This is a genomic window from Paraburkholderia caledonica (genome assembly GCF_000383275.1).
Classification (GTDB): domain Bacteria; phylum Pseudomonadota; class Gammaproteobacteria; order Burkholderiales; family Burkholderiaceae; genus Paraburkholderia; species Paraburkholderia caledonica.
Genome location: NZ_KB911040.1, coordinates 294,228 through 317,766, shown reverse-complemented (window position 1 = coordinate 317,766; position 23,539 = coordinate 294,228). Strand labels below are relative to the sequence as shown.

The following is a 23,539-nucleotide window of genomic DNA, read 5'->3' as shown; positions in this document are numbered from 1 at the left end:
TTCCGCGCTACGCGAGCATGGTGAGAGGCGCGGCTGTCAATTGAATGTGCGCGCGTGAGCCGCACGAGTTGCACGGCGGATTGCCGAAGGGTTCTGCCTCAAGCGTTCGTCGCCGGACTTTGGACAAAGTCGAAGCGCGACGCAACATCCGCCCGACGCACGGGCTCCAGCGACAGCTTCACGCCGCCGTTCCAGTGAAATTCGCCGCTCAGCGACTCTTCGGCGAGCACTGCGTGATCCGCGAAAACTTCGAGATCGTGATCGTGCAACACGGCGACTCGCGGCTGCGCGGAGGTGTCGGCGAACAGAATGCTGCCTTCGTCGTCGGCCAATACCGCCGACGGCTCGAAATCGTTGCCTGCCTGATCTTTCAGCGCCAGCGTGCCGTCGGGTTCGACTATCAGGCGCACGACCCAGGGCGTGTAGCCGAGCTCCACATATACGCGCTGCGGACCGTTCTGAAAGAACCATTGCCCGCGTTCGTCGCGCTCGTAATTGCGGTTGATGAAGCCGAGCAACGCCTCGTGACGGATCGGCACGCCCGACGAACCGCTCGCCTGCGCGGCGTCGTCGCGCATACGCCAGTTGCCGCGCCGGTCGAGCATCAGCCAGCCGGTGCAACTCGGTACGTTCGGCCACTTGGCCAACGCCTGCTTGACGATGTCATCCATGATCGACGTGCTGCTCCAGGTAGCCGAGCACGCGCCGCGACAACCAGTCGATGCGGCCCGGAAACGGTCCGGTCATGAAGCCCGCGTGGCCGCCGTGCCGCGGCTGATCCAGTTCCACCGCCGCCGACACCTCATGCCGCGACGGCAACGCCTCGGCCGGCAGGAACGGATCGTTGCGCGCGTTCAGCACGAGCGTGGGCACCTGAATGTGCGGCAACAACGGTCGCGTGGTTGCCGCGCTCCAATAGTGGTCAGTATTGCGAAAGCCGTGCAGCGGCGCGGTGACGACATTGTCGAACTCGTACATCGTGCGGCTTGCAAGCATCGCGTCGCGGTCGAAAAGACCCGGAAATTGCACGAGTTTCTGCGAAGCTTTCAGCTTGAGCGTCTTCAGGAAGTTGCGCGTATAGACGAGCCCGAAGCCCTGCGACAACGCTCGACCGCCAGCGTGCACGTCGATCGGCGTGGAGATCGCGGCGGCGGCGGAGACGATCGACGCCGCGTCCTCGCGCTGCTCGCCGAGCCAGCGCAGCAGCACGTTGCCGCCGAGCGAGACGCCCGCCGCGGCGATCGGCCCGCGATGCACAGCGCGCAGGCGTCGCAGGACCCAATCGACTTCGTTGCTATCGGCAAGATGATAAAAGCGCGGCAAGCGATTCAGCGTGCCGCTGCAACTGCGGAAATGCGGTACTACGCCGTGCCAGCCGTACTCGCGTGCGGCCGCCATCAACGTGGATGCGTAGTGCGATGCCGAACTGCCTTCCAGGCCGTGGAACAGAACGAGCAACGGTGCGTCGTCGGCCGGAATTGCGGCTGCCGTATCCGTTGCAAGCGTCGGGCGCGGCTCGCTGCCGTGCACGACCCAGTCGACGTCGATGAAATCGCCGTCAGGCGTATCCCAGCGTTCACGGCGAAACGCCACCGCCGGACGCCGGGCAAACAGCGACGGCACGATAGTCTGCACATGTTTGTTCGGCAGCCAGAGCGGTGCGCGGTAGAGCAGGTCGATGGCTGCCTCGACGGCAGCTTCGGCGCGCGTCACGCCCGAAGACGTGGATCCGTCTTGCATCGTTCCCGACGAGGACTTGCTGCGGGGCGTGCTCATGCCGGCCGTGGAGCGAGAGTGCGGCGCTGCCGACCGCGCGTCAGTGGAGCGACCCTTGGCCATGTCGCATCTTCGTAGCGAACTGGCTGGCTGCTTCGTTCGGCATAGGGCTCGCGTGAATGTGCGCGATGCGCCACTCGCCGCGTTCGTGAACCATCACGTAGGTGGTGAAGACCATTGCAGGCAAGGCTTTCGGATCGACCGGGCGATGCGCTTCCGCGATCGCGTAGACGACGGTGCCCAGGCTGTCGTACACGCGGATATCGAGCGGCTCGATCGAGACCGGCGCGGCTTCGAGCTGGATCTGCAAGCCGGCCCGAATGCTGTCGAGGCCATGCAGATGCGAGCCGTCTGCACAGATGCAGCTCACGAACTCTTCATCGATCCACAGGCCCATGAGGCTGTCGATATTGACCTCGGCGACAGCCTGGTAATAGGCGTTGAGGGTATCGGCGGCAGCTTCGAAGATATGGGCAAAACGTGGCATGGCTCGTCAGTCTCTTGTGCGCGGCGCGCGGTTGCAGGGCAGCGGTCAGCGGGACAGTCCGGCGCACCGGACAATCGCCCCGGGCGCCAGAATGCCCGCGCCGCAAGGCGTGAACATGACGCGACGCGCTCAGGGGCGTGCGGTGTTGCGTGCGAGTGCTGCGTACGAGTGTCAGCCGGCTCAGCGATGCGCGAGCAACATGCCGCGCAGATCGCCGAAAACCTGCTCGGCGCTCAACTGCTTCAGACAGTTCAGATGACCAAGCGGACACTCGCGCTGAAAACAGGGGCTGCATTCGAGATGAAGCCATTGTACCTTCGCAAGCTCCGACAAGGGCGGCGTGTGGCGCGGATCCGTTGAACCGTAGACGGCCACGAGCGGCCGGCGCAGCGCCGCGGCGACGTGCATCAACCCGGAATCGTTCGTGACGACCGCGTTGGCTCGCGCGATCAGCGCACATGCTTCGCCGAGCGCCGTCTGTCCGCACAGATTGCGCACGTTGGGCGCTTTCTCGGCAATCGCCTGCGCAAGCGGCGCGTCTTTCGGCGAGCCGAGCGCGACGATCTGCGTGTAGGGGAACGACTGTCCGACCATTTGCGCGAGCGCCGCGAAATGCTCGGGCGGCCAGCGTTTGGCCGGACCGTACTCGGCGCCGGGACAGAACACGAGCAGCGGCACGCGCGTGTCGAGGTTAAAGCGCGCCGACACGCGCGACGCTTCGTTCGGGTCGGCGTCGAGCCGCGGCATTGGCAGGTCGTCGGGGATTTTGGCGCCGGGAGCATAGGCGAGGGCGGCGTAATGCCGGACCATCGGCGGACGCTCGTCTTTGCGCGGATTCGCGTGACGCACGTTCAGCAGGCCGAAACGGCTTTCGCCGGTATAGCCGATCCGCAAGCGGATGCCCGCCATCCACGGAATCAGCGCCGACTTGAACGAGTTCGGCAACACGTACGCCGCGTCGTAGCCGACGTCGCGCAAGTCGCTCGCGAGTTGCCAGCGGCGCAGCATCTGCAGCTTGCCGTGCGCGAGGTCGGTCGCGTAGACATCATGGATTTCCGGCATGCGTTCGAGCACGGGCGCGACCCAGGAGGGCGCGACCGCGTCGATGGCGATGCGCGGATGCAGTTTCACGAGGCGCGCAAACAGCGGCTGCGCCATCAATGCGTCACCGATCCAGTTCGGTGCGATAACCAACGCGCGACGCATCAGAGTGATTGTCCGGTGTCGAAACGAAGCGCCGCGCGCGATGCGCGTGGCGCTTCGGATAGGTAAAAGTGAAAGGAGAAGCCGTCAGCGAGGCGCCGCGATGCCGTCATAGCTGTCATGCCGCTTGGCTGCCTTCCTGCGTGCCCGCCTGCTCGCGTTGCCTCGAACGCGCTGCCAATGGAGCGCAACGGAAAGCAACGCGCCGAGGCAACGCATGCAAGGCAGAGTCTCGCGACACCGCGCGTTGCAAATTCACGCGATCAGTCGGACAGGCAATGACAGGCAACTTCGCACATAACGCCGCAGACGAGCGAGTCAGAGCGCGAGCTTTAGTGGCCCTTGATGACTTCGCCGTCGCGCAGCTTGTAACGGGTGCTGCAATAGGGGCAGCGCGCTTCGCCGTGCGTGACGTCGATAAAGACGCGGGGATGCGCGCTCCAGCGCGGCATGGCCGGATTCGGGCAGTACGCCGGGAGGTCTTTTGCCGTCAGTTCGACCAGCGGCATTTCCTTGATATCGCTCATGAGACTTTCTCGTTGTATGCAGGGTGCGTGCGGCGCGCCGTCCCGGACCGTCGTCAAACGAAGGCGGCCCGAAACCAGGTGCGGCGCGCGTTAGATCTTGGTCAGCCAGTGCGCGTACTTCTCGCTCTTGCCGTTGACGATATCGAAGAAGCCCGACTGCAGCTTCTCCGTGATCGGGCCGCGCGCGCCCGCGCCGATCGTGCGGTTGTCCAGTTCACGGATCGGCGTGACTTCCGCGGCGGTGCCGGTGAAGAACGCTTCGTCGCAGGTATAGACCTCGTCGCGGGTAATGCGCTTTTCAATGACCGGAATGCCCATGTCGCGGGCGAGCGTGATGACCGTGTCGCGCGTGATGCCGTCGAGGCACGACGACAGGTCCGGCGTGTACAGCTTGCCGTTGTTCACGAGGAAGAAGTTTTCGCCGGAGCCTTCCGACACGTAACCGTCGACGTCGAGCAGCAGCGCTTCGTCGTAGCCGTCGGCGATGGCTTCCTGGTTGGCGAGAATCGAGTTCACGTACCAGCCCGACGCCTTCGCGCGGACCATCGACACATTCACATGATGCCGCGTGAACGACGAAGTCTTTACGCGAATGCCCTTGGCAATGCCGTCTTCGCCGAGGTAAGCGCCCCACGGCCACGCCGCGATCGCCACGTGGATGGTGTTGCCCTTGGCCGAGACGCCGAGCTTTTCCGAGCCGACCCAGATGATGGGGCGCAGGTAGCACGACTCGAGCTTGTTCTCGCGGACCACCTCGCGCTGCGCGGCGGCGAGCGTTTCGTGGTCGAACGGCACGTCCATCTGGAAAATCTTGGCCGAGTTCAGCAGACGCTTGGTGTGTTCCTGCAAACGGAAAATCGCGGTGCCGCCGTCTGCTGTTTTGTAGGCGCGCACGCCTTCGAAAACGCCCATGCCGTAATGCAGCGTGTGGGTCAGCACGTGGATCTTGGCATCGCGCCAGTCGATCAGCTTGCCATCCATCCAGATCTTGCCGTCGCGGTCGGCCATTGACATACGATTCTCCAGCAGGTGCGTGTTTATCTGAGCCCCCAGGCCCGTCGCCTCGCGTCAGGCCCCCGAGGGGGCGGGAACGCCGGTACTTGCCGGCGGCTTCCGGTGGGGTGCGGCGAAGAGCGTCATTTTAGCGTCTTTTGCACACGGAACGGGCATTTGGACGCACTTCGGGCGCTATAATTCGGCACACGCATAATTCACATCCGGACGCGCCAGCGGGTGCTTGACGACCTGGCGCCCATTTCCCTCATCGCGGCCACCTGCGCCGGCGCTTTTTCGCCTCATGCTCGCTCGTCTGTCAGATATCGATCGCCGTGCCTTCCGTGAAGGCGCTCGCGACTATTCGCCAACGCTCATGGCGATCTGCTCGTGGGGTCTCGTCACCGGCATCGCAATGAGCAAGTCCGTGCTCACGCTGCCGCAGGCGCTTGCCATGTCGCTGCTGTGCTACGCCGGTTCGTCGCAGTTGGCGGTGCTGCCGCTTCTCGCCGCCAAGCTGCCGGTCTGGACCGTGCTGCTCACGGCCGCCATGGTCAACATGCGTTTCGTGATCTTCAGCGTCGGCCTCGCGCCGCATTTTTCCTATCTGTCGATGTGGCGGCGCATCTCGCTTGGCTACTTCAACGGCGACGTGATCTATCTGCTGTTCGTAAAGAAGAACTTCCCGACCGGCTACGTGCCCGGCAAGGAGGCGTACTTCTGGGGCATGGCGGTGAGCAGCTGGCTGTCGTGGCAGGTCGCGTCGATCGCGGGCATCCTGCTCGCGAGCCTGATTCCCGACAACTGGGGCCTGGCGCTCGCCGGCACGCTTGCGCTGCTGCCAATCATGGTGGCGGCAATCGCGACCCGCTCCACACTGGTGGCGGTCGGCATCGCGGGCGTCGTCTCGCTTCTCGCGTTCGATCTTCCGTACCGGCTCGCGCTGCCGCTCGCGGTGATCGCGGCGATTATCGCGGGCAGTGCTGCCGATCTGATGGTCGAGCGCGCCGATTTACGGCGCATTCGCGGCGGCGCGGGAGATTCGCGGTGACATCCACGGAAATCTGGCTGGCAATTATCGGCATGACCATCGTCACCGCGGTGACACGCGCGATGTTTCTAATCGGCGGCGAGCGCACGGTTTTGCCCGCGCGCGTTCAGCGCATGCTGCGCTATGCGCCTGCCGCAGCGCTTGCAGCGGTGGTGCTGCCCGACGTACTGGCAACGCCCGAGGGCCTGTCGTTTGCGCCGTCCAACCACGAGTTCTATGCGACGCTTGCCGGCCTCGGGTGGTTTTTGTGGCGCCGCACCATGCTCGGTACGATCGTCGTCGGAATGGTGGTGTTCACGATGTTGCGGCTCTTCTTGTAACACCCGTGCGGCCGATGCTGCGCTGCGGTATGCGGCGCGCCGTCCAAATGCGGGACATTCGCCTGTTCGCGGGTCAGAAGGCAGTTCGGATCAGTTAAAATGCCCCTTTCCGGGATGATCGCGCCGATGCCTGGCGCCTGCGCCGCGGCCTTGCCGCCGGCCCCCGACTTTGTGGAGCCGCCGTGCCGACGCGCTGGAGTTCACCGCGCCCAAAGCCCTGAGCGACGTCCGCCACCGCCTTCTCATCAACTCGCACACAAACGCCCATGAACAAGGTATTGCGTCTCTCCGATCTGATCGCCGAAGGCAAGCTGTCCGGCAAACGGGTGTTCATCCGCGCCGATCTGAACGTGCCGCAGGACGATCAAGGCAACATCACCGAAGACACCCGCATCCGCGCCTCCGTGCCGGCCGTCAAGGCAGCGCTCGACGCTGGCGCGGCCGTGATGGTCACGTCGCACCTGGGACGTCCGACCGAAGGTGATTTCAAGCCCGAAGATTCTCTCGCGCCGGTTGCAAAGCGTTTCGCCGAACTGCTTGGCCGCGACGTGCCACTCGTCGCGAACTGGGTGGAAAACGGCGTGAACGTCGCGCCGGGCGAGGTTGTGCTGTTGGAGAACTGCCGCGTCAACAAGGGCGAAAAGAAAGACTCCGACGAGCTCGCGCAGAAAATGGCGAAGCTCTGCGACATCTACGTGAACGACGCGTTCGGCACCGCGCATCGCGCCGAAGCCACCACGCACGGCATCGCGAAATATGCGCCGATCGCTTGCGCCGGCCCGCTGCTCGCCGCCGAGCTGGAAGCGCTCGGCAAGGCGCTCGGCGCGCCGAAGCGTCCGCTCGTTGCGATCGTCGCGGGCTCGAAGGTGTCCACCAAGCTGACCATTCTGAAGTCGCTGGCCGAGAAGGTCGATCAGTTGATCGTGGGCGGCGGCATCGCCAACACGTTCATGCTGGCGGCCGGTCTGAAGATCGGCAAGTCGCTGGCGGAAGCGGATCTGGTGAACGAGGCCAAGGCGATTATCGACGCGGCGAAAGCACGCGGCGCATCGGTGCCGATCCCCACCGACGTGGTCACCGCCAAAGAGTTCTCGCCGACCGCCAAAGCGGAAATCAAGGCCGTCGCCGATGTCGAAGACGACGACCTGATCCTCGACATCGGACCGGAAACTGCGCAGGCGCTCGCTGCGCAACTGGAAAAAGCAGGCACCATCGTGTGGAACGGCCCGGTCGGCGTGTTCGAATTCGACCAGTTCGGCAATGGCACGAAGACATTGGCCGACGCCATCGCGAGATCGTCCGCGTTCTCGATTGCGGGCGGCGGCGATACGCTTGCCGCGATTGCCAAGTACGGCATCCACGACAAGGTGAGCTATATCTCGACGGGCGGCGGCGCCTTCCTCGAGTTCCTCGAAGGCAAGAAGCTGCCTGCCGTTGAAGTACTGGAATCGCGGGCTTAACGTGGCGACGCGCTCACCAACGTCGAAATCTGCAAAAGCGGACGGTCAGCGCGGCAAGCCGCGCGACACCGCAACAGCAGCGGCAGGGGAGCGCGCCACGCGCTCCGACGTGGCAACGGCGACAACGGCGACCCCGGAGTCGGCGCTTGCCGACACGGTTGCCGCCGCGGTTGCGGCTGTCGGCGAAGCCGCACACGCTGACAGTCATCCAGAAACATCCGGGACTTCTCCCGAGCTCGCGGAGCCGACCACTGCAGGCGACACCGCGGGATTGGACGGCGACCAGGCTAGCGAATCGGCCGGCCTGCCAGCAGAGCTCCCCGATCCGCAAGTCGCGCCCGCTCCCTCACCGGCGCCTCGCGTGCTGGTTTCCAACACTGCTTCACCCCATAAAGCGACGCTGGTTTCAACCGGCGCGCAGCCCCTGGCAGCATCTTTCGGTGCGCAGCCTCCGCATCCGACTCGCAGCGCTCTTTCCAGCGATCCCATCCAGACGAGGAGACTCATGCATCGCGCCACCAAGATTGTCGCTACCATCGGACCGGCTTCCAGCACGCCGGAGATCCTGCTGCAAATGATTCAGGCAGGCGCCGACGTGGTGCGGCTCAATTTCTCGCACGGCACGGCCGACGACCACCGCCAGCGCGCCGAATTCGTGCGCGAGGCGGCTCGCCAGGCGGGCCGCGAGGTCGCCATCATGGCGGACCTGCAAGGCCCGAAGATCCGGGTCGGCAAATTCGAAAACGGCAAGGTTTCGCTCGTCGCGGGTGAGCCGTTCATCCTCGACGCCGACTGCGAGCTCGGCAACCAGGAGCGCGCCGGTCTCGACTACAAGGACTTGCCGCGCGACCTGAAGCCGGGCGACGTGCTGCTGCTCAACGACGGCCTGATCGTGCTGAACGTTCAGCGCGTGATCGGCAACGAGATTCATACGATCGTGAAGATCGGCGGCGACCTGTCCAACAACAAGGGCATCAACCGCCAGGGCGGCGGTCTGTCGGCGCCCGCGCTGACCGCCAAGGACATGGAAGACATCCGCACGGCCATGTCGCTCGGCGTCGATTTTGTCGCGGTGTCGTTCCCGAAGAACGCGACGGACATGGAAATGGCTCGCCAGCTGGCGAACATCGCCGGCGCACCTTACGGCATCAAGCCGAAGATGATCGCCAAGATCGAGCGCGCCGAAGCCATTCCTGCGCTGCAAGGCATTCTTGACGCATCTGACGGCATCATGGTTGCGCGCGGCGATCTCGCCGTGGAAGTGGGGAATGCCGCAGTCCCCGCGCTGCAAAAGCGGATGATTCGTATGGCGCGCGAGTCGAACAAATTCGTGATCACCGCGACGCAGATGATGGAGTCGATGATCTACGCGCCGGTGCCGACCCGCGCCGAAGTGTCGGACGTCGCGAATGCGGTCCTGGACGGTACGGACGCGGTGATGCTGTCGGCGGAATCGGCTGCGGGCAAGTATCCGGTGCAGACCATCGAGACAATGGCCGCGATCTGCGTCGAAGCCGAGAAGTCCGAGCAGTCGGAGCTGGACCGGGATTTCCTCGATCGCACGTTTACGCGCATCGACCAGTCGATCGCCATGGGCGCGCTCTTCACGGCGTTCCACCTTGGCGCGAAGGCGATCGTCGCGTTGACCGAATCGGGTTCGACCGCGCTGTGGATGTCGCGTCACTGGACGCACGTGCCGATCTTCGCGCTCACGCCGCGGGTCGGCAGCGAGCGGGCAATGGCGCTGTACCGCAACGTGACGTCGCTGCATCTGGACACCAACACCGACCGCGACACCGCGTTGCAACAGGCGTTGGAGACGGTGGTCAGCAAGGGGTACGCGTCGCGTGGCGACATGGTCGTGCTGACTGTCGGCGAGCCGATGGGGCAGGCCGGCGGCACGAACACGCTGAAGATCGTGCGGGTCGGCGAGCCGTATTGATCGCATGCCCGGCGGACCGGGGTGAGTGGTTGCACCCGCTCCGGTCGACCGCCCTGAATGGGACCGGAGTAACGCGCTAAAGCGCGAACTCTGGTCGACAGCTTTGCATGGGACCGGAGTAACGCGCTAAAGCGTGACTCTGGTCGACAGCTTTGCACGGGATCGGAGTAACGCGCTAAAGCGCGAACTCCGATCGACAGATTCGCATGACCGGTACTGGCTGGATCGAACGAAGCAGGTTATCAGGCCCCGCGAGAGGCGGTGCACCCGCCGCGATTGCGTGCGTGGCGTGAATGAACGGGTGCGCACGGGTATGCAGCTTGCTTCGACACAAGATCGCCCACAAGATGCCGGCGGCACAAGAATTCGTTTCAATCTAAGGAGTTACAGCATGCCTCTCGTATCAATGCGTCAACTGCTGGACCACGCCGCTGAAAACGGCTACGGCCTTCCGGCATTCAACGTGAACAACTTGGAGCAGGTGCAGGCGATCATGGCGGCGGCCGACAAGGTCAATGCGCCGGTCATCATGCAGGCTTCCGCTGGCGCGCGTAAGTACGCGGGCGAAGCGTTCCTGCGCCATCTGATCGAAGCAGCGGTCGAGTCCTATCCGCACATTCCCGTCGTGATGCACCAGGATCACGGCCAGTCGCCGGCGGTCTGTATGGCGGCGATCCGCAGCGGCTTCACGAGCGTGATGATGGACGGCTCGCTCGAAGCCGACGGCAAGACGGTCGCTTCGTACGAGTACAACGTCGACGTATCCCGCAAGGTCGTGGAAGCCGCGCATTCGATCGGCGTGACGGTCGAAGCGGAACTCGGCGTGCTCGGCTCGCTGGAAACCATGAAGGGCGACAAGGAAGACGGCCACGGCGCGGAAGGCACCATGACCCGCGAGCAATTGCTGACCGATCCTGAGCAGGCCGCCGACTTCGTCAAGCTGACGCAGTGCGACGCGCTCGCAATCGCAATCGGCACGTCGCACGGCGCATACAAGTTCAGCAAGAAGCCGACGGGCGACATTCTGTCGATCCAGCGCATCAAGGAAATTCACCAGCGCATTCCGAACACGCACCTCGTGATGCACGGTTCGTCGTCGGTGCCGCAGGAACTGCTCGCGGAAATCCGCGAATTCGGCGGCGACATGAAGGAAACCTACGGCGTGCCGGTCGAGGAAATCCAGGAAGGCATCAAGCACGGCGTGCGAAAGGTCAACATCGACACCGACCTGCGTCTCGCGATCACCGGCGCAATTCGCCGCTACATGGCGACCAATCCGGGCAAGTTCGATCCGCGCGATTACCTGAAGCCGGCGCGTGAAGCTGCGATGAAGATCTGTATCGAGCGCTACACGCAATTCGGCTGCGAAGGCCAGGCTGGCAAGATCAAGCCCGTTTCGCTTGATAAAATCGCGGAGAAGTACAAGTCGGGCGAGCTTGCGCAGGTCGTCCGCTAAGCGGTATTTGCGTTAGCGCAGGCTCTACACCTGGCCGTCCGGCCAGGTTGTCGTTAGATCGCCGTTCCCGCATCATCCGGGGAACGGCGTTTCCCTTTTGTTCCGGTCACACTTTTTGCCTTACTTTTAGCGAACCACGACGATGTCTACCCTCTACGAATCCACGCTCCGCTCGCTGCCGCTGCTCGGCCGCGGAAAAGTCCGCGACAACTATGCAGTGGGCAACGACCAGTTGCTGATCGTCACGACCGACCGTCTGTCGGCGTTCGACGTCATCATGGGCGAGCCGATTCCGAATAAGGGGCGCGTGCTCAACGAAATGGCGAACTTCTGGTTCGAAAAGCTCAAGCACGTGGTGCCGAATCACCTGACCGGCGTGGCGCCGGAATCGGTGGTGGCGGCGGACGAAGTCGAGCAGGTCAAGGGCCGCGCGGTCGTCGTGAAGCGCCTCGAGCCGATCCTCGTTGAAGCCGTGGTGCGCGGCTATCTGGCCGGCAGCGGCTGGAAAGATTACCAGGCCACGGGTTCGGTGTGTGGCGTCGAATTGCCGGCTGGTCTGCAAAACGCGCAGAAACTGCCTGAGCCGATCTTCACGCCGGCAGCCAAGGCCGAGATGGGCCATCACGACGAAAACATCACGTACAACGACATGGAGCGTCGCATCGGCACCGAACTGTCGGCCACGATCCGCGACATTTCGATCAGGCTGTACAAGGAAGCTGCGGATTACGCCGCCACGCGCGGCATCATCATCGCCGACACGAAGTTCGAGTTCGGTCTGGACAACCACGGCAAGCTGTACCTGATGGACGAGGCGCTCACCGCCGATTCGTCGCGCTTCTGGCCGGCCGACCAGTATCAGGTCGGCACCAATCCGCCGTCGTTCGACAAGCAGTTCGTGCGCGACTGGCTGGAAACGCAGGACTGGGCGAAAGAGCCGCCCGCGCCGAAGCTGCCGGACGACGTTATCCAGAAGACGGGCGAGAAATACCAGGAAGCGCTCGAACGCCTGACCGGGCAGAAGCTCGGCTGACCAGATCCGCGCCGTTCGAGAAAAGGAAGCCGCAAGATGAGTGAAGCACAGACCGCCCACACGCATGGCGCGCCGGTTATCGGCGTGTTGATGGGCTCCAGTTCCGACTGGGAAGTAATGAAGAACGCCGTCGCGATCCTGCAGGAATTCGGCGTGCCCTACGAGGCAAAGGTCGTCTCCGCGCACCGCATGCCGGACGAAATGTTCGCCTATGCTGAAAGCGCGCGCGAGCGCGGTATCCGGGCGATCATCGCGGGCGCGGGCGGCGCGGCGCATCTGCCGGGCATGCTGGCGGCCAAGACCACGGTGCCGGTGCTCGGCGTGCCGGTGGCGAGCAAGTATCTGAAGGGTGTCGACTCGTTGCACTCGATCGTGCAGATGCCGAAAGGCGTGCCCGTCGCCACGTTTGCGATCGGCGAAGCGGGCGCGGCGAATGCGGCGCTGTTCGCGGTCTCGATCCTGAGCGGCACGAGCGGCGAATATGCCGAGAAGCTTGCGGCGTTCCGCGTGCGCCAGAACGAAGCGGCCCACGCAATGGTATTGCCGGCGCTGTAAGCGCGCGCCGGGAAATGGGCCGATGCACCTGCTGAAAACGGCCTCAGTAACGGCTCGATTGATACACGAAGTCCCCTGTCAGACCCACCGGCCGGACGGTTGCCATTGCAGGAGTTGCAGGACTGCAGGCACACCCGGTCGCGACCGACCACTAAGATGAACCCAGACAACACACCGGTTTCACCGATTTTGCCCGGCGCATGGCTCGGCATGGTTGGTGGCGGCCAGCTCGGCCGCATGTTCTGCTTTGCCGCTCAGGCAATGGGCTATCGCGTCGCCGTGCTCGATCCGGATGAAAGCAGCCCGGCCGGCTCGGTCGCCGACCGCCATCTGCGCGCGGCCTACGACGATGAAGCGTCGCTGACCGAACTCGCCCGGCTATGCGCGGCGGTGTCCACCGAATTCGAGAACGTGCCGGCCGCGAGCCTCGACTTCCTCGCAAAGACCACGTTCGTGAGCCCGGCCGGCCGATGCGTCGCCGTGGCTCAGGATCGCATTGCCGAGAAGCGCTTTATCGCGTCGTCGGGCGTGACGGTCGCACCGCACGTGGTGATCGAATCGTCGGACGCGCTCGCCGCGCTTGACGATGCGAAGCTCGAAGCCGTGCTGCCCGGCATCCTCAAAACGGCTCGCATGGGTTATGACGGCAAGGGCCAGGTTCGCGTGCGCAATGCCGCCGAAGTGCGCGAGGCGTATGCGTCGCTCGCCGGCGTGCCGTGCGTGCTGGAAAAGCGCTTGCCGCTGAAGTTCGAAGTTTCCGCGCTGATCGCGCGCGCGGCGAGCGGCGCTTCGGTGGTGTACCCGCTCGCGCAAAACACGCATCGCGACGGCGTGCTGTCGCACACCATCGTTCCGGCGCCGGACGCAAGCGCCACACTCGTCGAGCAGGCGCAACAAGCCGCGCTTCAAATCGCGGACAAGCTCGGCTATGTCGGCGTGCTGTGTGTCGAATTCTTCATCCTCGAAGACGGCTCGCTCGTGGCCAATGAAATGGCGCCGCGTCCGCACAACTCCGGGCATTACACCGTCGACGCCTGCGCGACCAGCCAGTTCGAACAACAGGTACGTGCAATGACCGGTATGCCGCTTGGCGACACCCGTCAGCATTCGCCGGCAGTCATGCTGAACATTCTCGGCGACGTCTGGTTCCCGGACGGCCCGAAGGGCGCGTCGGTCACGCCGCCATGGCACGAGGTCGCGGCGATGCCGGCGGCGCGTTTGCATCTGTACGGCAAGGAAGAGGCCCGTTGCGGCCGCAAGATGGGCCATGTGAATTTCACGGCTGCGACGCTCGAAGAAGCACGCACGGCGGGGCGCGACTGCGCGCGGCTGCTGCACATCGCCACGAGCTGACGCGCAAGCCATGCCCGATCAACAGCAACCCGCCCAACCCGGCGCAGACGCCGCCAATGCGCTGCCCGTGAGCGTCGCGCAAATCGAGCACGCCGCGGCGCTGCTCGACGCAGGCGGCCTCGTCGCGTTTCCTACGGAGACGGTCTATGGGCTCGGCGGCGACGCGGAGAACCCAGACGCGGTGGCTCGCATTTATGCGGCGAAGGGCCGGCCGGCGAATCATCCGGTGATCGTGCATCTGGCTCCGCAAGGCGATCCGCACTACTGGGTCGAGCATTTGCCTCAGGAAGCGCAGCGTTTGATCGACGCGTTCTGGCCTGGGCCGCTCACGCTCATCCTGAAGCGCGCCGCGCGCATACCCTCGGCGGTCAGCGGCGGGCAGGATTCGGTCGGACTGCGCTGTCCTTCGCATCCCGTAGCGCAAGCGTTGCTGCAGGCGTTCAGCGCGTTGCGCGACGGACATGGCGGCGTCGCGGCGCCCTCGGCGAATCGCTTTGGGCACGTGAGTCCGACCACCGCACAACATGTTCGCGAGGAGTTCGGCAGCGCGATTCATGTGCTCGACGGCGGCGCGTCCGACGTCGGCATCGAATCGACAATCGTCGATTTGTCGCGTGGTTTTCCCGCTTTGCTGCGACCGGGCCGCGTCACGCCGCAAGATATCGCCGACGTGCTCGGTGAAGCGCCGCGCCTTCCCGACGGCTCCGACGCAACGGCGCCGCGCGCGTCCGGAACGCTGAAGGCGCACTACGCGCCTCGCACGCCGTTGGCGCTGTTGTCGTTCACCGCGCTGGAGCCGGTGCTGGCCGCCCGCGAGCCGGGCGAGCGCGTTGCGCTGGTTGCCCGCGCTTCGCGTGCGGGGCATTGGGCCGACGCCGAAGGCGTGCATTTCATTGCGGCCCCGGAAGATCCGCACGTGTATGCACGCGAGCTTTACGGCTTGCTGCGGGCGCTCGATCGTGCGGACGTCACGCGCATCTTGATCGAGAAGTTGCCGGATACGATCGAATGGATCGCCGTGAACGACCGCCTGGGCCGCGCGGCAGCGGCGTTCGAAGCGCAAAGCCACGCCTGAACTCTCGCATCCCGCGCCGTGCTCCGAAGTAGCGGAGAAGCGCGCAATAAGAAAACGCCTGGCTGCAATCGACACGCTCACACAGTCGATCAGCCAGGCGTTTCGCATTCCAACGTTCGCAGCTAAAGACCGCGTCACGCGCGGTCTCCCAAACTCCACTTATTTACCGAGCCCGGTCGCCGCGATCTGCTGCTGGACATACTGCGCGAACAACGCGTGCATGTGCGTGCTCGGGTGGACCGTGTCCGCGAACATGTAGGTCTGGTCGGCGCCGGCCACCGTGTAGGTTTGCGGCGAGCAGAACAGCGAAGAGGCGAACTGGCTGCCGTACTGCTCCGGAGTCAGGCCGTTCGTCGCGGCGGGATTGGCTCGGGCGTAGGCCGTTGCGTTGGCCTGCATCGCGCTCAGGTTGCACGCAGTGTCGGTGTTGGACACCGTGAAGCCGAGCGCCTTGTAGTTCGGCAACTGCTGATCCTGCCACGCGAACGCATCGACCACGATCACTTTGCCCGTGCCCACGAGGCCGAGCGCCGTGAGGTTCTGAACGAAGAGATAGTTATACGCGGCGGCGATTCCCGACAGCAGCGCGGCGGAGCCCGGTGTCTTCGCGTTGGACGCAACGCCTAGCGGCGTATTGCCGATGTCGGGCACAGTCGAGACCACCACGTGGGTCGCACCCGCGCCAACAATGGTTTTGACTTGCGCGGCCAGTTGGGCGGCGGCCTGAGCGACCTGCGGGTTAGACAGCTGCTGCAGATAGCCGACGATGAACGCGACCTGGCCTGCCTGCGTGTTCGGCAGCTTGCCTGCCTGCACGAGCAGCGGGTATTGCGTCTGTAGCGCGGTGCCGAGCGCGGTCAGGTTAGCGGTGTTTTCCGCGAACTGGAAGATGTCGTTCGCTCCACCGTTCACGAGCACGAGCTGATTCGGGTTGAAGCTCGAATGGGCACCGAGGTAATTCGCGACCTGGGTCACGATGGGCACCGTCGTGGCCGCCATGTTGTTAGGCGCCCAGCCTTTGCCTTGAGCATTGACGACGTCCGAGCCGCCCTGCGCATAACCGTAGCCGCCCGTTGCGACCAGCGGCTGGCCAAAGCCGCCGAGGTATGCCGGCTTCAAGGTGTCGCCGTAATACTCGGCCACTTTCTGCGTCCACACTTCGCCCGGATTGGTCGTGAAGCGGCCGCCGCCGAAGCTGCCCTGAATCACCGGCGAATAGGTGCCGGCGTCTGAGAGGCTGTCGCCGAACGAAACGACTTGCAACTTGACGCCGCCCGCAGGCGTGCTGCTGGCGTTGTTGTTATTGTCGCTGCCACCGCCGCACGCGGCGAGCAGCGCAAACGCCGCGCTCGCGATGGCGGTTTGCGAGAGGCGCAACCAATGCTGTTTCCTCGATGCTGTGTGCTTCATGTTGACTACATCTCCTCGTATGTTTGGCCCTTGCGCCATATATTGCAGGCCGCGTCCACCGCGTCGGCGGCGTGACGACAGCTTACAGAATCTTCTACGGTCTGCGTCGTGCGGAAAACGCGGCCGTATCGTTGTTATCGTCGATGGTTGCGCGCGCAAGCGTGGCCGTTGAGCCGCCGCTGCTGCGCGCGTGATAGTCGGCCGCCCACGCGGGCGGTGCGAAAAGTGCACGCAGCTTGTTGCGCGCGCCGTGCACGCTCGCGAAGTCGCGCGCCATCGACGCCCATTCGTGGAACGTCACCTTCAGCGGGTTATACGTGTCGAGCGGCTCCACGATGCCGTACACGGGCGGCTCGCGCGGGTCCTCGTCGACGTAGCTGCCGAACAGCCGGTCCCACACCACGAGCACGCCAGCGTAGTTGCGGTCGATATAGCGGTCATTGCGCGCGTGATGCACGCGGTGAATCGACGGCGTGTTGAATACGTACTCGAGCCAGCCGAGCTTGCTGCCGAATTTACCGATCGCCTGCGTATGCACGAAAAACTGGAAGCCCAGGTTGATCAGCACAATAGCGACGATCTGCTGCGGCGGAAACCCGAGTACGGCGAGCGGAATCCAGAAGAGCCACATGCCAGCCACCGGATACATCAGGCTCTGGCGGAACGCGGTCGAGAAATTCATCCGTGCCGACGAGTGGTGCACGACATGCGCGGCCCACAGCCATCGCACGCGGTGGCTGCAACGGTGAAACACGTAGTAGAGCAGATCCTGCGCGACGAACAGCACTGCAAACGAAAGCCAGCCTGCGTGCCACGTGTAGACGCGGTAGTGATCGTAGAAGAACGCATAGACCGGGATGATCGCAAGCCAGGCGAGCTTGTCGGCGGCTTGCTGCATGAGCGCGAGCGCTGCGTTGCACAGCGTATCGCGCCAGCTATAGAGCCGCGCGCCGGGGCGCGTTCGCCGCAGGTGCCACGCCTCCCAGCCGATACATGCGAGAAAGACTGGCGCCATGGCGAGCAGCAGCAATTCGGCGTCGAATTGCATGGTGTCTTCCTCCGTGGTCCCTTGTCGCCGCGTGATATGCCGCGGTGTTTTGTCGTGTTGCTGTGCGAGCGTGCAGCGCGTCTCGAACACTGCTCGACAGCGTACACGCTTAAGGTCTCACCGCGCGCCGCCTTCGCTAGAAGGAATCCTCAATGCGCTTCGCGCTTGCGCGGGTTTTTCCTGGGCTTGCCATGCGGTGTCACGCCGGCCGATTCCGCGGCAGGCGCCGAGATCTTGCTGAAGCCAGAGCTCGGTCCCTGATACACCCATTCGAGCAGCGCGTCGTGCGCTGCCCGCGCGGCCTCGGAGTGCGGATCGTTGATGAAGCTCACCACCACGTAGCTGTTGCCGTCCGCCGATGCCACGTAGCCGGCGATCGCCCGCACGTCGCGCAAGGTGCCGGTCTTGATTTGCGCGTTACCGCCCGCGCCCTGGTTGGTCAGCCGGTTGCGCATGGTGCCGTCGACACCGGCAATGGGCAGCGACTGCACGAACACCTGGGCGACAGGGCTCGCGTTGGCGCGTTGCAGCAGGTCGGCGAGCGACAGCGCGGTGATGTGCTCCTCGCGCGAGAGGCCCGAGCCGTTGTCGAGCGTCAGATATTCCATGTCGATGCTGTCACGCCGCAGGAACGCCTCGATCGCGCGGGCGGACTTGGCGGGCGTCGCGGGCCCTTTTTCTTCGGCCGCTCCGATCGACAGGAACAGGTTGCGCGCCATGGTGTTATTGCTGAACTTGTTGATGTCGCGAACGATATCCGACAACACCGGCCCCTGATGCGTGGCCACGAGTTTTGCGCCGACGGGCACGGCACCTTCACGCGTCGCGCCGCTGAAGGTGCCGCCCGTCTGCTGCCACAAAGCAAGGAAGCCGCCCGCGAAGAACGCCGAGTGGTCCAGCACCGCGACGTTGACGGTGCGCGGACCGCAGCGCACCGAATAGTCGCCGGCGAACGATGCGACGAGCGTGCCGTTCGGCGTCGGCGTGACGGTGGGCGACACGGATGCCGCTTCGCCGCGGCACGGGCCGTTGACCGCGCGCATCTGATTCTCGATCTGCAACTGTGCAAGCGCGGGCAGTACGTCGATGGTGACGGTGCCGTCCGATGAAGGCGTCAACGTGAACGACAGCGATTTGAATGCGTACAGCAGCGGGTCGGGCCCGACGTTATACGGCGCGCTCGCGTCGTCGTCGAACGGCGGCAGATCGCGCGTCGACGGATCGAAGTAGCGCTTGTCGAGCACCAGTGCGCCGTCTATGCCGCGAATCCCCGCCTTGTGGATCTTCTGCACGAGGTCGATGAGTTCTTCGGGCACGAGCTTCGGGTCGCCCGTACCTTGAATGTACAGATTGCCATGCAGCACGCCGTTGGCGTCGACTGTGCCGTCGGCGTACGCGTTGGTGCGCCAGCGGTAGTCGGGGCCGAGAATCGACAGACCAGAGTAGGTGGTGACGAGCTTCATCGTCGAGGCGGGCATCATCGGCTTGCCCGCATTCAGCGCGACGATCGGCGTGCGATCGCCGACTTTTTCGATGACCACGCTGATCGACGACAACGGCACGTGCGCGCGCTGCAAGCCGATCATCACCGATTGCGGCAACACGGTGCTGACGTTGACGCTCGGATGGGCCGCCTTGACGCGCGCCTGCGCAGCAAGCGGCAGCGACGCGCCGCCGGCGAGCGCGGCACAGACGAGCAGCCATGCGCTCGCGTGCGACGCCGCGCGGCGCGGCGCGGCGGAACCACAGCAGGCGGACAAGGGTGCGATGAACGACGACGTTAAGCGCGAGCGCAGCGCCGCTCGATGAAGATGGCGTGCGGCGAAAGACAGGAAAGCGTGCGTCATGGACGGGCGAGAAAGCAAAATGTCAGGGCGTGCAGCACGCGGCGATTCAAAGCAGTGGAGATGCGCCGCACGAAGGTTCGCAGCGCGTCGGCGGGTTCGTCATTGCGCATGCGGCGTTGAGGCATTCGAGCTGGCGCGCATTGCTCGCGTACTACGTGACTCAAGCCCGAAACCGCCGCGCGACGCAAAGCGCCCATTGTAGTGACATGCCGCCGCGCTGCGGTGAAAAAAGCGCCACACGGCGCGCACGCGCAGAGCGGGCGCTAGAATGCGGCATCATCGAATGTTGAGGAAACGGGACCATGCGCATCTTGCTAGTCGAAGACGACCGGATGATCGCCGAGGGCGTCCGCAAGGCGCTGCGCGGCGAAGGCTTCGCGGTCGACTGGGTGGAAGACGGCGAAGCGGCGCTCAGCGCGGCGGGCAGCCAGCCCTACGACCTCGTGTTGCTCGACCTCGGGCTGCCCAAGCGCGACGGTCTGGACGTATTGCGCACGCTGCGCGCGCGCGGCCACGCTTTGCCGGTGCTGATCGTCACGGCGCGCGACGCGGTAGCCGACCGCGTGAAGGGTCTCGACGCCGGCGCGGACGATTACCTCGTCAAGCCATTCGATCTCGACGAACTCGGCGCGCGTATGCGTGCACTGATCCGTCGCCAGTCGGGCCGCAGCGACTCGACAATCCGCCACGCCAATCTGACGCTCGATCCCGCGTCGCATCAGGTCACGCTCGACGGTGCGCCAGTGGCCTTGTCGGCGCGAGAGTTTGCGCTGCTCGAAGCGCTGCTCGCCCGGCCCGGCGCCGTCCTCTCGAAGAGTCAGCTGGAAGAAAAAATGTACGGCTGGGGCGAGGAGATCGGCAGCAATACAGTCGAGGTCTACATTCACGCGCTGCGCAAGAAGCTCGGCGCGGACCTGATCCGCAACGTGCGTGGCCTTGGCTACATGATTGCCAAGGAAGCCTGAGCCGATGCGTTCGATCCGCCGTCAATTGCTGGTGTGGCTGCTTGCGCTCGTGTTACTCGGCGTCGGCGTGGCGGGCTGGCTGATTTACCGCCAGGCGCTTGCCGAAGCGAATGAACTGTTCGACTACCAGTTGGAGCAGATCGCCGCGGCCCTGCCGTCCGAACCGTTCTCACAAGTGCTCGGCTCGCGCGATACCGGCGACGAAGGCATCGTGCTGCAGATCTGGAATCGCAACGGCGTGCTGATGTACTACTCGCGTCCTCGCGCGCCGCTCGCGCCGCGCGCTGAACTGGGCTTCACGACCGAGCATACGGATCGCGGCGACTGGCGCGTGTACGGGGCGATCGTCGGCGATAACGTCGTGCAGTTGGCGCAGCCGCTGTCGGTGCGCAACCGCCTTGCCGCCGACGTCGCGTTGCGCACGTTGTGGCCGTTGATCGTGCTGCTGCCGGCGCTCGGGCTCGCAGTGTGGGTGATCATCGGACGCGGGTTGCGCCCGCTGCGGCGCGTGACGAGCGCGCTCGATGCGCGTCATCCCGAGGCGCTCGATCCGTTGCCCGATCAGCGCCTGCCGCTCGAAGTGCAGCCGCTCGTGCGCGCGTTGAACGGGCTGTTGCAGCGGCTCGCCACCGCGCTCGATATCCAGAAGGCGTTCGTCGCCGACGCCGCGCACGAACTGCGCACGCCGCTTGCCGCCGTGCAGATTCAATCGCAACTGGTGGCGCGCGCGAAAGACGACGCGGCGCGCAGCGAAGCGCTCGCCGACCTGCAAGCGGGTGTGACGCGCGCGACACGCCTTGCCGAGCAACTGCTCGCACTCGCGCGCTCGGAACCGGACGGCCTCGGCGCGACCGAGGCCGTCGACTTGCGCTCGTTGCTGCAGGACTGCGTGGTGACCTATGCGCCGCTGGCTGAAAATCGTGGCGTGGACCTCGGCATCGAGGCGAGCGAAGCGGCTACCGTGATCGGCGATCCCGAGTCGCTGCGCGTCATGTTCAACAATCTCGTGGATAACGCGACCAAGTACACGCCGCGAGGCGGGCGCGTCGACGTGAGCCTGCATGTCGAACAGGGTCATCCGGTCGTGCGTATCGCCGACAGCGGGCCCGGCATCGAGCCTGCCGAACGCGAGCGTGTCTTCGACCGTTTCTATCGTGCGGGCGCCGGCGAGAATCGCGTGCGTACCGATGTGGCCGGCAGCGGACTCGGCCTTGCGATCGTCCGGCGAATCGCGACGCAACACCACGCTACGGTGTCGCTCGACGAATCGCCGGCCGGCGGCCTTGAGGTTACCGTGCGCTTCTGAACCAATGCTTTCAATTTGCATGGTGCGGAAAAACCCTGAAAAGAAGGCCAAAACACGATCTGTCGCTGCTTAAGACTCTTTTAAGCGATGCCCCGTACGCTTCCTGACATCCGAATTTCTTTCTCCAGTCAGGAGTACACGATGAACGCGAAAACCTTGTCTCGCAGCGCTGTTGCAGCGGCTGTCGCCGTTGCGCTTTCCGCCGGCTATGTGGCGGGCCATCGCGACGTGCCCGCGCCCCAGGTCATCTCACCGGCGCAAGCGGCCATGATGCCTGCCGAAGCCGCCGCGAAAACCGGCATTCCCGATTTCTCCGGTCTCGTCGAAACGTACGGACCGGCGGTAGTCAACATCAGTGCAAAGCACGTCGTGAAGCGCGCGGCACTGCGCAGTAATGGCGGCAATGGCGGCATGAGCGGCGGCAATCAGTTGCCGATCGATCCGAGCGACCCGTTCTACCAGTTCTACAAGCACTTCTTTGGCGGCGCGCCGGGCATGCAGGGCGGCGACGGCGGCGATGCGCCCGACGAGTCGAGCGCGAGCCTCGGTTCAGGGTTTATCGTCAGCAGCGACGGTTATATCCTGACCAACGCGCATGTGGTGGACGGCGCAAACGTCGTCACTGTGAGGCTGACCGACAAGCGCGAGTTCAAAGCCAAGGTGATCGGCGCCGACAAGCAGTCGGACGTCGCCGTCCTGAAGATCGACGCAAGCAGTCTGCCGACAGTGAAGATCGGCGATCCGCGTCAGAGCAAGGTCGGTCAATGGGTGGTCGCCATCGGCTCGCCGTACGGCTTCGACAATACGGTGACCTCCGGCATCATCAGCGCGAAATCGCGTTCCCTGCCGAACGAAAACTACACGCCGTTCATTCAGACCGACGTGCCGGTGAATCCCGGCAATTCCGGCGGGCCGCTGTTCAATCTGCAAGGCGAGGTGATCGGCATCAACTCCATGATCTACTCGCAGACCGGCGGCTTCCAGGGGCTTTCGTTCGCAATCCCGATCAATGAAGCGATCAAGGTCAAGGACGACATCGTCAAGACGGGTCACGTGAGCCGTGGGCGCCTGGGCGTCGCGGTGCAAAGCATGAATCAGACGCTGGCAAATTCGTTCGGCATGCAGAAGCCGCAAGGCGCGCTCGTCAGCTCGGTCGATCCGGATGGGCCTGCCGCGAAGGCGGGGTTGCAGCCGGGAGACGTGATTCTGTCGGTGAACGGCGATCCGGTGGGCGATTCGTCGGCGCTGCCTTCACAGGTGGCAGGGCTCGCGCCCGGCAGCACGGCCACCGTGCAGGTGTGGCGTGACAAGGGCACGAAGGATCTGAAGGTGACGATCGGCTCGTTGTCGGACGCAAAGCTGGCCTCGGACAAAACCGATCAGCCCGCGCAGTTGCAAGGCCGTCTGGGCGTGGCCGTGCGTCCGCTGACGCCGGAAGAAAAGAGCAGTGCTTCGATCTCGCACGGTCTTCTCGTGCAGCAGTCGGGCGGCGCGGCAGAAAGCGCGGGTATTCAACCGGGCGACGTCATTCTCGCCGTCAACGGCCGGCCGGTGACGAGCGTCGATCAGTTGAAGCAGATGGTCTCCGGCGCGGGCAATAGCATCGCGTTGCTGATCCAGCGCGACAACGCGCAGATTTTCGTGCCGGTCGATCTGGGTTGATCGACGTCCGGTCAGTCATGACTGATCGATGAAGAGCATCGAGTAACGCTTGCCGGTCTGTTTGCACTTA

At 64.5% G+C, this 23,539-nt stretch carries 21 protein-coding genes; 12 read left to right on the top strand and 9 right to left on the bottom strand.

Features of this window, described 5'->3' with window-relative positions; genetic code table 11:
- Positions 1-98: 98 nt before the first annotated feature.
- The 6 genes from H281_RS0121620 to H281_RS0121590 all read right to left on the bottom strand — a co-directional run bounded on the left by H281_RS0121620 (position 99) and on the right by H281_RS0121590 (position 5,007).
- Positions 99-671 carry a DUF2946 family protein gene (locus H281_RS0121620; protein WP_020069243.1) on the bottom strand — a complete coding sequence of 191 codons (573 nt, stop codon included), beginning with the start codon at positions 669-671 and terminating at the stop codon, positions 99-101.
- Complete coding sequence (locus H281_RS0121615) at positions 664-1,776, bottom strand: YheT family hydrolase (protein WP_027804827.1); 1,113 nt, start codon at positions 1,774-1,776, stop codon at positions 664-666. Before H281_RS0121615 ends, H281_RS0121620 begins: the two co-directional genes overlap by 8 nt.
- Positions 1,777-1,816: 40 nt before the next feature.
- A complete protein-coding gene (locus tag H281_RS0121610) occupies positions 1,817-2,263 on the bottom strand; it encodes a nuclear transport factor 2 family protein (RefSeq protein ID WP_020069241.1) in 447 nt (148 codons plus the stop codon).
- A gap of 180 nt (positions 2,264-2,443) precedes the next feature.
- Positions 2,444-3,469, bottom strand: coding sequence for a lipopolysaccharide heptosyltransferase II (waaF, locus tag H281_RS0121605; protein ID WP_020069240.1), 1,026 nt, complete (start codon positions 3,467-3,469; stop codon positions 2,444-2,446).
- Between the two features lie 329 nt (positions 3,470-3,798).
- Entirely contained in the window at positions 3,799-3,993 is a 195-nt protein-coding gene (locus H281_RS0121595) for a zinc-finger domain-containing protein (RefSeq protein ID WP_020069238.1), read from the bottom strand.
- Between the two features lie 90 nt (positions 3,994-4,083).
- Positions 4,084-5,007: a branched-chain amino acid transaminase gene (locus H281_RS0121590; protein WP_020069237.1), complete on the bottom strand. Its 924-nt coding sequence runs from the start codon at positions 5,005-5,007 to the stop codon at positions 4,084-4,086.
- A 283-nt stretch (positions 5,008-5,290) separates the two neighbouring features.
- Here H281_RS0121590 and H281_RS0121585 point away from each other — a divergent pair, with 283 nt between their 5' ends.
- From H281_RS0121585 to H281_RS0121545, 9 genes are all read left to right on the top strand, one after another.
- The gene (locus tag H281_RS0121585; protein WP_020069236.1) at positions 5,291-6,037 is read left to right on the top strand and encodes an AzlC family ABC transporter permease; all 747 of its coding nucleotides are present in this window, start codon (positions 5,291-5,293) and stop codon (positions 6,035-6,037) included.
- A complete protein-coding gene (locus H281_RS0121580; RefSeq protein WP_020069235.1) occupies positions 6,034-6,357 on the top strand; it encodes an AzlD domain-containing protein in 324 nt (107 codons plus the stop codon). The genes H281_RS0121585 and H281_RS0121580 overlap by 4 nt, the downstream gene beginning before the upstream one ends.
- A gap of 266 nt (positions 6,358-6,623) precedes the next feature.
- On the top strand, positions 6,624-7,817 hold the full coding sequence (locus tag H281_RS0121575) for a phosphoglycerate kinase (RefSeq protein ID WP_020069234.1): 1,194 nt from the start codon (positions 6,624-6,626) through the stop codon (positions 7,815-7,817).
- A gap of 505 nt (positions 7,818-8,322) precedes the next feature.
- Positions 8,323-9,759: a pyruvate kinase gene (pyk, locus tag H281_RS0121570; RefSeq protein ID WP_020069233.1), complete on the top strand. Its 1,437-nt coding sequence runs from the start codon at positions 8,323-8,325 to the stop codon at positions 9,757-9,759.
- A 391-nt stretch (positions 9,760-10,150) separates the two neighbouring features.
- Positions 10,151-11,215, top strand: coding sequence for a class II fructose-bisphosphate aldolase (gene fba, locus H281_RS0121565; protein WP_020069232.1), 1,065 nt, complete (start codon positions 10,151-10,153; stop codon positions 11,213-11,215).
- 142 nt (positions 11,216-11,357) lie between these two features.
- Positions 11,358-12,248, top strand: coding sequence for a phosphoribosylaminoimidazolesuccinocarboxamide synthase (locus H281_RS0121560; protein ID WP_020069231.1), 891 nt, complete (start codon positions 11,358-11,360; stop codon positions 12,246-12,248).
- 36 nt (positions 12,249-12,284) lie between these two features.
- Positions 12,285-12,803, top strand: a complete 519-nt coding sequence (gene purE / locus H281_RS0121555; protein WP_020069230.1) for a 5-(carboxyamino)imidazole ribonucleotide mutase — start codon at positions 12,285-12,287, stop codon at positions 12,801-12,803.
- Between the two features lie 156 nt (positions 12,804-12,959).
- The gene (locus tag H281_RS0121550; RefSeq protein ID WP_020069229.1) at positions 12,960-14,156 is read left to right on the top strand and encodes a 5-(carboxyamino)imidazole ribonucleotide synthase; all 1,197 of its coding nucleotides are present in this window, start codon (positions 12,960-12,962) and stop codon (positions 14,154-14,156) included.
- Between the two features lie 10 nt (positions 14,157-14,166).
- Entirely contained in the window at positions 14,167-15,231 is a 1,065-nt protein-coding gene (locus H281_RS0121545) for an L-threonylcarbamoyladenylate synthase (protein ID WP_020069228.1), read from the top strand.
- A gap of 159 nt (positions 15,232-15,390) precedes the next feature.
- Here the strand turns inward: H281_RS0121545 and H281_RS0121540 are convergent, their stop codons facing one another.
- From H281_RS0121540 to dacB, 3 genes are all read right to left on the bottom strand, one after another.
- A complete protein-coding gene (locus H281_RS0121540) occupies positions 15,391-16,641 on the bottom strand; it encodes an SGNH/GDSL hydrolase family protein (protein ID WP_020069227.1) in 1,251 nt (416 codons plus the stop codon).
- A gap of 94 nt (positions 16,642-16,735) precedes the next feature.
- On the bottom strand, positions 16,736-17,689 hold the full coding sequence (locus tag H281_RS0121535; RefSeq protein WP_027804826.1) for a sterol desaturase family protein: 954 nt from the start codon (positions 17,687-17,689) through the stop codon (positions 16,736-16,738).
- A gap of 149 nt (positions 17,690-17,838) precedes the next feature.
- Entirely contained in the window at positions 17,839-19,536 is a 1,698-nt protein-coding gene (gene dacB, locus H281_RS0121530; protein WP_020069225.1) for a D-alanyl-D-alanine carboxypeptidase/D-alanyl-D-alanine endopeptidase, read from the bottom strand.
- 302 nt (positions 19,537-19,838) lie between these two features.
- On the opposite strand from dacB, the gene H281_RS0121520 reads away from it, so the two are divergent.
- The 3 genes from H281_RS0121520 (at position 19,839) to H281_RS0121510 (ending at position 23,469) form a co-directional block, all read left to right on the top strand.
- On the top strand, positions 19,839-20,501 hold the full coding sequence (locus tag H281_RS0121520) for a response regulator (protein WP_020069223.1): 663 nt from the start codon (positions 19,839-19,841) through the stop codon (positions 20,499-20,501).
- 4 nt (positions 20,502-20,505) lie between these two features.
- The gene (locus H281_RS0121515; RefSeq protein ID WP_020069222.1) at positions 20,506-21,807 is read left to right on the top strand and encodes an ATP-binding protein; all 1,302 of its coding nucleotides are present in this window, start codon (positions 20,506-20,508) and stop codon (positions 21,805-21,807) included.
- Between the two features lie 141 nt (positions 21,808-21,948).
- Positions 21,949-23,469 carry a DegQ family serine endoprotease gene (locus H281_RS0121510; protein WP_020069221.1) on the top strand — a complete coding sequence of 507 codons (1,521 nt, stop codon included), beginning with the start codon at positions 21,949-21,951 and terminating at the stop codon, positions 23,467-23,469.
- Positions 23,470-23,539 lie beyond the last annotated feature (70 nt).

Excerpts from the sequence above, each read along its gene's own strand:
- H281_RS0121615 (WP_027804827.1), bottom strand. The coding sequence starts at position 1,776 with ATGAGCACGCCCCGCAGCAAGTCCTCGTCGGGAACGATGCAAGACGGA.
- H281_RS0121515 (WP_020069222.1), top strand. The coding sequence starts at position 20,506 with ATGCGTTCGATCCGCCGTCAATTGCTGGTGTGGCTGCTTGCGCTCGTG.
- purE (WP_020069230.1), top strand. The coding sequence starts at position 12,285 with ATGAGTGAAGCACAGACCGCCCACACGCATGGCGCGCCGGTTATCGGC.
- dacB (WP_020069225.1), bottom strand. The coding sequence starts at position 19,536 with ATGACGCACGCTTTCCTGTCTTTCGCCGCACGCCATCTTCATCGAGCG.
- H281_RS0121585 (WP_020069236.1), top strand. The coding sequence starts at position 5,291 with ATGCTCGCTCGTCTGTCAGATATCGATCGCCGTGCCTTCCGTGAAGGC.
- waaF (WP_020069240.1), bottom strand. The coding sequence starts at position 3,469 with ATGCGTCGCGCGTTGGTTATCGCACCGAACTGGATCGGTGACGCATTG.
- H281_RS0121535 (WP_027804826.1), bottom strand. The coding sequence starts at position 17,689 with ATGCAATTCGACGCCGAATTGCTGCTGCTCGCCATGGCGCCAGTCTTT.
- H281_RS0121620 (WP_020069243.1), bottom strand. The coding sequence starts at position 671 with ATGGATGACATCGTCAAGCAGGCGTTGGCCAAGTGGCCGAACGTACCG.
- H281_RS0121510 (WP_020069221.1), top strand. The coding sequence starts at position 21,949 with ATGAACGCGAAAACCTTGTCTCGCAGCGCTGTTGCAGCGGCTGTCGCC.
- H281_RS0121560 (WP_020069231.1), top strand. The coding sequence starts at position 11,358 with ATGTCTACCCTCTACGAATCCACGCTCCGCTCGCTGCCGCTGCTCGGC.
- H281_RS0121610 (WP_020069241.1), bottom strand. The coding sequence starts at position 2,263 with ATGCCACGTTTTGCCCATATCTTCGAAGCTGCCGCCGATACCCTCAAC.
- fba (WP_020069232.1), top strand. The coding sequence starts at position 10,151 with ATGCCTCTCGTATCAATGCGTCAACTGCTGGACCACGCCGCTGAAAAC.
- H281_RS0121575 (WP_020069234.1), top strand. The coding sequence starts at position 6,624 with ATGAACAAGGTATTGCGTCTCTCCGATCTGATCGCCGAAGGCAAGCTG.
- H281_RS0121550 (WP_020069229.1), top strand. The coding sequence starts at position 12,960 with ATGAACCCAGACAACACACCGGTTTCACCGATTTTGCCCGGCGCATGG.
- H281_RS0121545 (WP_020069228.1), top strand. The coding sequence starts at position 14,167 with ATGCCCGATCAACAGCAACCCGCCCAACCCGGCGCAGACGCCGCCAAT.
- H281_RS0121520 (WP_020069223.1), top strand. The coding sequence starts at position 19,839 with ATGCGCATCTTGCTAGTCGAAGACGACCGGATGATCGCCGAGGGCGTC.
- pyk (WP_020069233.1), top strand. The coding sequence starts at position 8,323 with ATGCATCGCGCCACCAAGATTGTCGCTACCATCGGACCGGCTTCCAGC.
- H281_RS0121595 (WP_020069238.1), bottom strand. The coding sequence starts at position 3,993 with ATGAGCGATATCAAGGAAATGCCGCTGGTCGAACTGACGGCAAAAGAC.
- H281_RS0121590 (WP_020069237.1), bottom strand. The coding sequence starts at position 5,007 with ATGTCAATGGCCGACCGCGACGGCAAGATCTGGATGGATGGCAAGCTG.
- H281_RS0121540 (WP_020069227.1), bottom strand. The coding sequence starts at position 16,641 with ATGAAGCACACAGCATCGAGGAAACAGCATTGGTTGCGCCTCTCGCAA.